6 protein-coding genes are annotated in these 10,214 nt (G+C 37.8%); all 6 read left to right on the top strand.

The window, feature by feature from the left end:
- Window positions 1-52 precede the first annotated feature (52 nt).
- Entirely contained in the window at window positions 53-481 is a 429-nt protein-coding gene (locus LDB17_RS13790) for a phage holin family protein (RefSeq protein ID WP_252639328.1), read from the top strand.
- Window positions 471-1,019, top strand: a complete 549-nt coding sequence (locus tag LDB17_RS13785) for a glucosaminidase domain-containing protein (RefSeq protein ID WP_393925086.1) — start codon at window positions 471-473, stop codon at window positions 1,017-1,019. The genes LDB17_RS13790 and LDB17_RS13785 overlap by 11 nt, the downstream gene beginning before the upstream one ends.
- Window positions 1,016-1,597: a hypothetical protein gene (locus LDB17_RS13780; protein ID WP_252639330.1), complete on the top strand. Its 582-nt coding sequence runs from the start codon at window positions 1,016-1,018 to the stop codon at window positions 1,595-1,597. Before LDB17_RS13785 ends, LDB17_RS13780 begins: the two co-directional genes overlap by 4 nt.
- Window positions 1,598-1,972: 375 nt before the next feature.
- On the top strand, window positions 1,973-3,130 hold the full coding sequence (locus LDB17_RS13775) for a T9SS type A sorting domain-containing protein (RefSeq protein WP_252639331.1): 1,158 nt from the start codon (window positions 1,973-1,975) through the stop codon (window positions 3,128-3,130).
- An 11-nt stretch (window positions 3,131-3,141) separates the two neighbouring features.
- Window positions 3,142-6,585 (top strand): hypothetical protein, encoded by a 3,444-nt coding sequence (locus LDB17_RS13770; RefSeq protein WP_252639332.1) that lies wholly within the window; start codon window positions 3,142-3,144, stop codon window positions 6,583-6,585.
- A gap of 11 nt (window positions 6,586-6,596) precedes the next feature.
- A partial coding sequence (locus LDB17_RS13765; protein WP_393925085.1) for a DUF6443 domain-containing protein occupies window positions 6,597-10,214 on the top strand: 3,618 nt, incomplete at its 3' end.

The following is a 10,214-nucleotide window of genomic DNA, read 5'->3' as shown; positions in this document are numbered from 1 at the left end:
AAATCTGCCAACGAGATAGAAAAAGAAGTACAACCAATAGAGGAATAATGCGATGGATAACAACTATACAGATGGTTTCCTAATTGGATTACTCGATTTCTTTATTTGGGCTAAATGGCTTTTAGCATTGGCTTTTCTTTTGACAATGGCAGATTTAAAGTTTGGCATATCGGCAGCTAAATATCGAAATGAGATAGTGAAGCGATCGAGAGCTGTGAGGCGCACACTCGATAAGATAACAAACTATTGTCTTTGGATCATATTGGCATATACTTTCGGTCAAGCATTCGGTCAACCGTTCGGAATTGATCTATTACCGCTTATTATCTTACTAGTCATTTATGGTGTTGAGCTTGAAAGTATTTATGTGAACTACTTTGCTGCTAGAGGCAAAAAGGTAAAAGTAAATGTATTTAAATTCTTTGGGAAGAAAGCCGATATAATAGAAGTAGAAGAAAAGGAGGATAATAATGGCAACTAAAAAACAGATTGATTTTGTCAAGGCGGTTTATCCGGCAGCAGAGAGACTGCATGAAGAAAAGCCAAACGATTCAATACATCCGATCTTTGAAACTATGCAAGCAGCTTTGGAACGTGGATGGAGTTTAGAAGGGAAACTCCCGAATAATTTATTCGGGATAACTAAAGGTAGTTCTTGGGCTGGAAAAACACAGTTGGTGAGAACAACAGAATTTTTCAGCAATCCGAATGTAGCTTTTAAGTCACCTGAAATGGTTGTGGGTACTCCTGAAAGGCTATCGAACGGTAATTACAAATACATAGTGTATCGTTTGTTCCGAGTCTATGACACTTTAGAGGATTGTTTGTATGATCATCAGGCTTTGTTCCGCAAATCGGGTTATGCTGATGCCTGGCCATATAGGAATGATCCGCGCGAATTTGTGAAAAGGTTAATGGATGATACCGGTTGGAAATATGCAACAGGGCCCGAATATGTAAAGACTGCTCTGTCAATGATAAATACAGTAGAACAAATCGTAAAAGAAGAAGGATTATGAAAAAAGCAACTTTAATAGTTCTCTCTGGAATTGTCTGTCTGATTATTGGCTTCTTTATCGGTCGATCATCTATTGATTCCGAACCGAAGAAAGAATATATAAAAGGTGAAACGCTTACAGGATCAGTAAGTCCGACGCAGTTTGAACCGATAAAAGAAGAAAAGCCGGATAAACCTCTGTTACCCTTTATTCAGTACAGAGATACAGGTAGTGTGAGATATATGCCTATCGATTCAGCAGCTTATGCAAAACTTGTTATTGCTGATTATGAACTAAAGCGAACATATAAGCTTACGGCCTTCGATAATAAGACACATGGGAAGCTTGATTTATTCCCGGTTATTCAATATAACAAACTATCGGCTTTAGATTATAACTTCACTCCGGTAATAGAACGCCAGACAATTTATAAGACTAAAATATGGCAGCCGTTTATCTCTGCGTCTTACTCTACTTTAAATTATATCGGTGTTGGAGGAGGAATATTCTATCACAATCTAGGATTCGAATATCAATATCAAAAAAGTTTAGGTAGTCAGAGCAACGGACATCTGTTAGGTGTGAAGTATAAGTTTTAATTGTATAGGTTGAGGTTGTTATTGGAGCCGTTTATCAAAAAAAGATAGGCGGCTTTATTAATTTTCCATTAAAACTCAAACATTTTTTATGCATTTAGAATGTATTTTAAAATAATTTAATACATTTGAAGAAGTATTCAGAAGAGAAAAGCAAAGTAATTAAAAGGACGAATTAACTTTTTAAATAATTACTTATGAATATACATTTCAATTTCTTACACTGGATATTCGCTTATATAAATCTAAAAGGGGTACATTAACCTTCCATCCCATTAAATACTTTATATGTAAGAACAACTGTGCTAAATCTAAAAAATAGCAACAGAAGGGATATCTTTTTATAATCCGGAATTAACGCTTAATATTTGATATAACATGAAAGCAATTGCATTAACATTGGCAAGTGTTTTCGGATGTGCTTTTTCTTTGTCAGCACAGCTGAACACTTCTCACAACCAATACCGCGCGGGCGATATACTGGTCAAACAGCAGGTAGAGTATATAAACCCCGGAGAAAGCGGAACCAACAAGCTCTGGGATTTCAGTAAACTCAAATCCGTCAACGATGAATATACCCTTATCTATTCTCTTCCCCCCTTGGAAGGAGACAGTGTGTATATACTGGGTAATACCCGCTATTTGAAGAAGAAAGTATCAGACAATGAACTGATCGTCGGTACAGAACACAACACGATGTACTATTATCATTTAACAAATGATTCTCTTTTGCAAAGAGGACATGAAAACCCTTCGGTGGTATTAAACTATACCGATCCTATGCTACTGGTACATTTCCCGTTAAACTACGGGCAAAAATCTTCATCAGACTACAGATCAAAGGGAGTTTATTCCTCTACAGTGGATATTCAGACACAAGGGACAATGATTACTACAGCTGATGCTTATGGAAAGATGGTTCTTCCTTCGGGAGATACCCTTAGCCCTGTACTCAGGGTAAAGACCTTACAAACAATTTTTGATGTGCCTCAGGAAGGCAGTTATGTGACAAGTGAAACAGACAATTCAGGTAAGCAACTTGAAACCTGCCGTTGGTATAGCAAAGGGTATCGTTACCCTGTCTTTGAAACCATAAAGAATATCAACCTGAAGGACAGTACGGAGATCTTTAAGACAGCTTTCTTCTTTCCACCTCAGGATCATTTATATCTGGACACCGATCCCGAAAATCAGGCACTGCTGGATGAACTGTGGAAGGAGCCAAAAGACAACAATCAGAATGCAGATAAAGAACAAGTCAAAACTGTCACATTGGAAGATGTGATGACTTGCAGGCTGTATCCGAACCCGGTGGAATCATTCTTGAACATAGAATATGAATTAAAGGAAGATGTAAAAGTATCTTTTGAGTTGTATTCATTGGAAGGCATGCCTGTAAAGAAGATTGCGGCAAAGAACAGGACTAAAGGCACATATTATGAAACAATCGACTGTTCGTCGTTGTATCCAAAAAACTATGCGTTCAGGATTACAGCTAATGGTGTGTTTGTAAATGAAATTATTATTAAAAAGTAAAAAATAATACTATGAAAAAGTATCTATGTTTCCTTATAATCTTTTTTACTTTCTTAGATGTTTATAGCCAAATTAATAATGGGCTCCAAGCTCCTGATATACTACCAAAATCTCCGGAGGTGGCAGGATTGGAAAAGTACGGAGAGTATCCAGTCAGTGAATATACAGGGATACCATCTATAGATATTCCTCTATATACGGTGAAAGCAAAAGGTATAGAAGTTCCAATTTCACTTAATTATCATGCTACAGGCATACAGGTGACCCAAGAGGCTACTTGGGCCGGTTTAGGGTGGAACCTTATGGTTGGAGGCAGTATTTCTCAACTTGCAGTGGGAAAGGCTGACAAAGTTTCGTATGCAACTGCTTCAGACTGGACTAAAATGATAAACTATAGTAAAACAACATCCTATGCTCCGGATTATCTTGCCAGAGGGTTTTCTGAAGTTGGATTTAGGTGGGCTGCATGCGTTGCTCCAGATAATTCTCCGACAACAGATGATATGCTAAGAGAGGCCTCATATGGATCAGGAGAAAGAGATATCTATAATGTTAATTTCTTAGGGAAATCATTTCGGTTCACTAAACATCCTTATAATGGGACTTTTGTATATAATGGGGAAAAGAACAAGTATAAAATAGAAATGCTCAGCTCTGGAAGTTCTTGGCGAATTACCGACGAACAAGGCTATATCTATGAATTTAGTGCCCGAGAAGAAGCTAATCAAGGAGATATCAATAGTACATTCACATGGTATCTTACCGACATTTATTATCAATGGAGACCATTAATAAAAATATATTATGATTATTCAGGATCAGTAAATCAGCTCCCAATAATTAGAGATATAATTAAGCAAGAAAAAGTACTACCCGAATCTACTCCTACAGCAATGGATAACAATTATGAATTGTCTAGAGATATATCTTATCCTGGTACTCACAAGCAATTATATCCCTCTTCCATTGTAGGGCTTTTGGATAGTGTTGTATTTACCGTAAAGAGTAGGATTGACCTGGACAATGGACTCGCACTAGATGAAATAAAAGTATTTGATCGTTCCAGTAAAGTTGTTCGTAAGCAGTACAAATTTGAGCATGATTATTTTACAGGTACGACGGTTGGAGAAAGTGGTCTGGACATTAATCGTAATTTAAAACGTTTGAAATTAGTGAAGCTATATCGAAAGGATATTAATACAAGTTTACAGGCATATCTGTTCACTTATAATGAATCCCGACCATTACCAAATAAAGTCTCATTTTCACAAGATTATTGGGGCTTTTATAATGGGCAGGAGAACCGTCTTGTTGGGGGAGAATTTCAAGAAATCAACATTGTGGGTAAAGTATACCAGAAAACCCATACACTTATCTCAGATCCGATTGTTCTATCTTTAAATGAAAGCTTACCATCCAGTATGTTTAATGTAAGGCTTTCTGCAAGTCCATTTGTTACTTTTGCTAATAGAAGATCCAGCAAAGTGCATATTACTACCGGTATGTTGAAGAGTATTATATACCCCACAGGCGGAAAGACGGAATTTGTATTTGAACCACATGTTGTAGGTAATGGATACTATCCGGATGCTAACGTGAGTGGAGCCGGTATAGAATTCAGTAAAAGCATATCAAATTTTGGAGCTTCTTCGACAATGAAATATGTTGGGCTTAGTATCGATCAAGAATGCAGAGTACATGTTAAAGGTGCTATTTATGCTCCGAATGTAACGAGTACGATGCAACTGGAACAATTTTATATAGCAGTATATTCAAATGGTCAACTTATCAAAAAATACTTTGATTTTTTGACTGATCAGGATAAAATTGATTTCAATAACGGAAAAAGGACTTTTCCTTTTGAGTATTATTTTTTTCTGCCGGCAGGTACGATCGAGATGCGATCTTATATTCCTACAGGTTTATCTCCAGCGAATGGTATTAGTGCGACAATTACCCATTTGTATACAGATGTAGATAAGTTAAAGAAGGCGGAGTCCATAGCAGGAGGTGTAAGAGTAAAAAGCATTACCAACTATGATGAAAATAATATTGTAACATCAGTAAAAAATTATAAGTATATAACTACAGGAGGTAAACCGAGTGGTAAGTTGATCAACCCGATGAAGTTTTATAATAAATCTAATTATATAACATTTAAACAAGAACTTATTTACCAACCGCCTCCGCAACAAAGTTATTATTTTACTACAAGAAACTCCATCAACTCATATGAAATATGTTCCTCGAATCTTTACAGTTATTCAGCAAGCGGGTGTGATAATGCCGTGGTAGGCTATAACCGGGTTGAAATAGAGATGACTTCACAAGATGGCAATAGCCGTAATGGAAGAAAAATTGTAGAATTTATAAATTCTACAAATAGTGGTTCGGGGTCAAAATTTTTCATGGTATCTGAACCAAAAGCTATACCATTGAATGGAAAACAAACTGCAACGATATTGTTGGATAATAACAATGATACCATCAGTGTTGAGCGAAACAGTTACTCTTTAGAGAATTTCGAATCAAACTTAATAAATGTATGGGTAGAAGATAAATATAGAGGATTTAGGGTTGAATGCGGAACAGGTGGTCTAGCATTTGTTCCAAATGTTCCGATAGGAGCAGGCGAAAGATTTAATATAATTGTTTACCCTACTAATAGTTATACTGTTCAACTAAAAAACCATTCAAGGTATGACTATTTCGGAAATAATAAAATATATACGACTACAAGCTACGAGTATGATCCTTCCAATTATCAGCCCAAGAAAATTACAGAATCCCTTGGAGATAAAATCAGGACAAAAGAATATCAATATGCATCAAGTATTATAGATCCCCTGACTAAGAGTAAGCTGGTAGATAAAAATATGATCAGTGTTCCTGTAAACGAATCGGATTATCTCAATTCTATATTAACACGCTCAAAAGAAACATCTTATTGGACTTGGAATAGTGATCTACTGGTAGCTCCGACCTCTGTAAAATTAAACCATGGGAATTCAACCCTATTTGAAAAATTAACTTTTTCAAAATATGATTCTTATTTGAACCCGTTAGAGTATGCCTTGAATGACGGAACTAAAGTTACCTATCTTTGGGGGTACAATTACCAATATCCGATTGCAGAGATAAAAAACGCGACCTATGATCAAATAGCAGCGATCATTCCTTTAGCAACATTGGAAGGAATTGCAAAAAAAATGACACCATCGGATGCTGACTTTAAATTAATAACAGATCTGCAAAGTAATACTACCTTGAAAGATGTACACGTCACGGCCTTCAAGTATAGGTCACTCGTAGGACTTATTCAGCGAATAGAACCTAATGGCACTATTACCTACTATGATTATGACCAATTAAATAATCTGAAGGAGGTGTATATAATGGAAAACGGAGCGAAGAAAATCATACAGGCAAGCGATTATTTCTATAAAAACAAGTAAGGTGTAAAACTATGAAAAAGATAATTATATATATACTAGTCAGCTTGACATTTGTATTAGAAGCATATGCTCAGCCTTCCCCAACAAACTATATTGGGGATATTATGAAAGACAAAGTCTATACCATGGAAAGAGCCTCAAGTAGTGATCCCTCTGGTTATTTTTTAGGATTTTCTTTAGATGGTAATTATGAAATTACAGTAACTGCAAATGGAACGGTTTTAGTAGCTTGTCTTTGGATAAAACCTGATCCTTTGTGTAAATCTGGATATCAGCTAGACAAACCATTTATCTTATCATCGGGTAACTATATATTAAATATTCAAAATTTTGCAGTAGGAGCCAAATTGACTATTAAATTCAGAGATACGAGCAATACAGAGGAACCACCCATTGAACCTATTACGTATGTTCCACCTCAAAATATAGTATCTACAGGTCCAAACTATATACGTACTACCACCCCTCTAATAGCAAAATCGACAGTGAACTACAACACAAGTGAGGAGATGGTGACCATGCAATATTTTGATGGTTTGGGACGTCCGGTGGAAACTGTTCAACGTGGAATCACTACTACAGGTAAAGATTTGGTTGCCATTCAGGAGTATGATAATCTGGGAAGACAAACAAGTACATGGTTGCCGGTAGCTATTGCATCCAATAATGGAGCTTTTGCAGATCTAACGAAAGTGAAGGCTAACATAAATGCTATTTATCCAAGTGAGACCGCTCCATTCTCCAAGCCTGTATATGACCTGTCTCCTCTGAACCGCACTTTGGCCCAATATGGACCTGGGGCTGATTGGCAGAATAATAATAAGGCTATATGGACTGGTTATTTAACTAACAAGGCGAAATCTGGGACTACATGGGCTGATGCCGATTCGTTGGTCTGTGCTAAATATATATCTACCGATGACAGAAAAATGATAAGCATATACCGTACAGATAATTATCCGGCAAATGAACTTTATATTACCCGAACAAAAGATGAAAACGGAAATACTGCTTATGAGTTTAAAAATAAATTGGGGCAAGTAATTCTTACACGCCAAATAAATGCAGGAAAGTCCTTTGATACGAACTATATTTATGATAGTTATGGGAATCTAAGAGTCGTATTGCCGCCGGAAGCATCAGCCATTTTGTTAAGTGCAACTTCTTCCACTCCATGGACAGAAACAAATACGAACTTGAAACTATGGGCATATCTGTATAAATATGATAATTTAGATCGTTGCATCTCTAAAAAGTTGCCTGGATGCGATTGGATTTATTATGTCTATGATAAAGCAGACCGGCTGATCTTTACGCAAGACGGGGAACAACGGGCAAAGACCTCGTCTCCCGAATGGACTTTTAATAAATACGACGCCTTCGGCCGGTTGATTATCTCAGGGATATATCGTACAGCTTCCACCCATGAGGCGATGCTAACAACTTATTCTACAATGCTTTTTACGGAGACACCAGGAAGCGGAAACTTTGGATATAGCTGGACCACATTGGCGAGTATTCCGGTAGATGATGTATTGCTTATAAACTACTACGATGACTATGAAGCCATGTTAAAAACAAATTCTTACTATAAAACGAATTTGGATTACAATATAGAATCGGGGTATGGGATCCGGCATTCAAGTGCCAAAGGATTGCTGGTGGGAACTCGGGTAAAGCTGATGGGCTCGGATGGGAAATCCAATAATACCTTGGAAGGACAGATTGCTACGGCTATGTACTACGATACACGAGGGCGGGTGATTCAGACCAAATCGACCAATCATCTTGGTGGTCTTGAAAAGGAATATATAGCTTATAACTTCACCGGTCAACCCTCTCAGAAGAAACATGTTCACTCAGCTACTGGAAAGAGCACCCAAACAGAAGTATACGCTTACACTTATGACCATGCAGGACGATTGAAGAAAGAGACCTATCAGCTCAATGGGGCTACTGCTGTAACCCTTGCTGAAAATACGTATGATGAACTGGGCAGACTCAAAACCAACCAAAAAGGCGGATTAGCAAATGCCTTGTCTACCTATGGTTATAACATCCGTTCGTGGACAAAATCAATAAACAGTCCGTTATTTACACAAACGTTGTATTATAATGACGTTTATGGAGGTAGTACGAAACAATACAATGGAAATATCAGTGCAATGAACTGGCAGGTAAATGATGGTGGCTCATTGCTGGGGTATACTTTTAGCTATGATAACCTTTCAAGATTAACATCAGCCGTTTATCTTGTCAATGGAGCTGTCAGTACAGCTCATACTGACTATAAGACATCCTATAGCTATGACAAACATGGCAATATGAAAACCTTGACACGCGGAGGGGTAATTACAGCTACCACAAATGGGCTGATAGATAACCTGACAATGACCTATACCGGAAATCAGTTGATTAAAGTTGACGATGCCATAGGAACCATCAGCCTAGCCGAATCGATGGACTTTAAGAATTATAGTAATGTAGCCACAGAGTATGCCTATAATGCTAACGGGACGATGACAAAAGATTTAAACAAAGGAATAACAGAGATTCAATACAATTCCTTAAATTTGCCACGACAGATGGATATCAAGAGTCCCGTTGCGGAGGCAAGGAACGAATATACCTATTCGGCAGGAGGTCAAAAACTGAAAGTTGTTCAGAAATGGAATCCAAACTATTCTACAACCCCGGTTATTGGTTCGGCAATCAATACAGCAGCATTGACCCAGACCCAGACAACCGATTATGTGGGCAATAAGATTTATGAGAATGGAACCTTAAAGCGTATACTGATTGACGGTGGATATATAGAAGGAGGCGTATATCATTATTATCTGACAGATCATCTAGGTAATAACCGTGTAGTATTAAATGCCAGCGGAACATTGGTTCAGAAAAATCACTATTACCCTTTTGGTTCTATCTTTGCCGGAACCACCGGACCTGATAAGCAGCCGTACAAGTACAATGGCAAGGAACTGGACCAGATGCACGGATTGAACTTGTATGATTATTCGGCAAGGTATTATGAAAGCGCAATAGGAAGGTTTACGTGTGTTGATCCACATGCGGAAAAATATTATTCAATATCGCCGTATGCATATTGCTATAATAATCCGTTGAGATTTGTAGATAAGGATGGACGTGATCCTGGTGATCCTCCTAATAAAAAACAAAAAGAAGCATCAGCTATACCTATTGCTGTTATGTCAGGTTCAGCCGGTATTACTGTTTCTCCATTAGTTGTAATTTTGGCATTCCCACTTATAATGACAGGAGATACAACCGATAAATATCAACGTGAAGCCTGGAGGGAACAAAAGAAGAGGGATAGGAAAGCAAAAGAAGCATTAGATGCAGCTCAGGTCGCTGTAGGTAAAGCCATAATAGATAATCTTCCTGATCCAAATTTAGATGATGGAGGTGGGCCTAAACGTCCGTTAACTCCTTTAGAGAAAATTATTGCTTATCTTGTAGCGGGAGCAGGTATATGGCAACAAATATCGAATCCAGATCCTAGTCAAGATGCATATGATGCTGCATTAGAGGCCGCCAGGAAACAGCCACAGCCGCAGCCGCAGCCACAGCCACAGCCGCAGCCGCAGCCACAGCCACAGCCGCAG

It is taken from the genome of Dysgonomonas sp. Shenzhen-Wh21 (assembly GCF_043392705.1).
Classification (GTDB): Bacteria; Bacteroidota; Bacteroidia; order Bacteroidales; family Dysgonomonadaceae; genus Dysgonomonas.
Note: the sequence above shows the minus strand (reverse complement) of the source record. Positions and strands in the feature narration are given on the sequence as shown.

Coding starts and splice junctions, on each gene's coding strand:
- LDB17_RS13780 (WP_252639330.1), top strand. CDS start 1,016: ATGAAAAAAGCAACTTTAATAGTTCTCTCTGGAATTGTCTGTCTGATT.
- LDB17_RS13790 (WP_252639328.1), top strand. CDS start 53: ATGGATAACAACTATACAGATGGTTTCCTAATTGGATTACTCGATTTC.
- LDB17_RS13770 (WP_252639332.1), top strand. CDS start 3,142: ATGAAAAAGTATCTATGTTTCCTTATAATCTTTTTTACTTTCTTAGAT.
- LDB17_RS13785 (WP_393925086.1), top strand. CDS start 471: ATGGCAACTAAAAAACAGATTGATTTTGTCAAGGCGGTTTATCCGGCA.
- LDB17_RS13775 (WP_252639331.1), top strand. CDS start 1,973: ATGAAAGCAATTGCATTAACATTGGCAAGTGTTTTCGGATGTGCTTTT.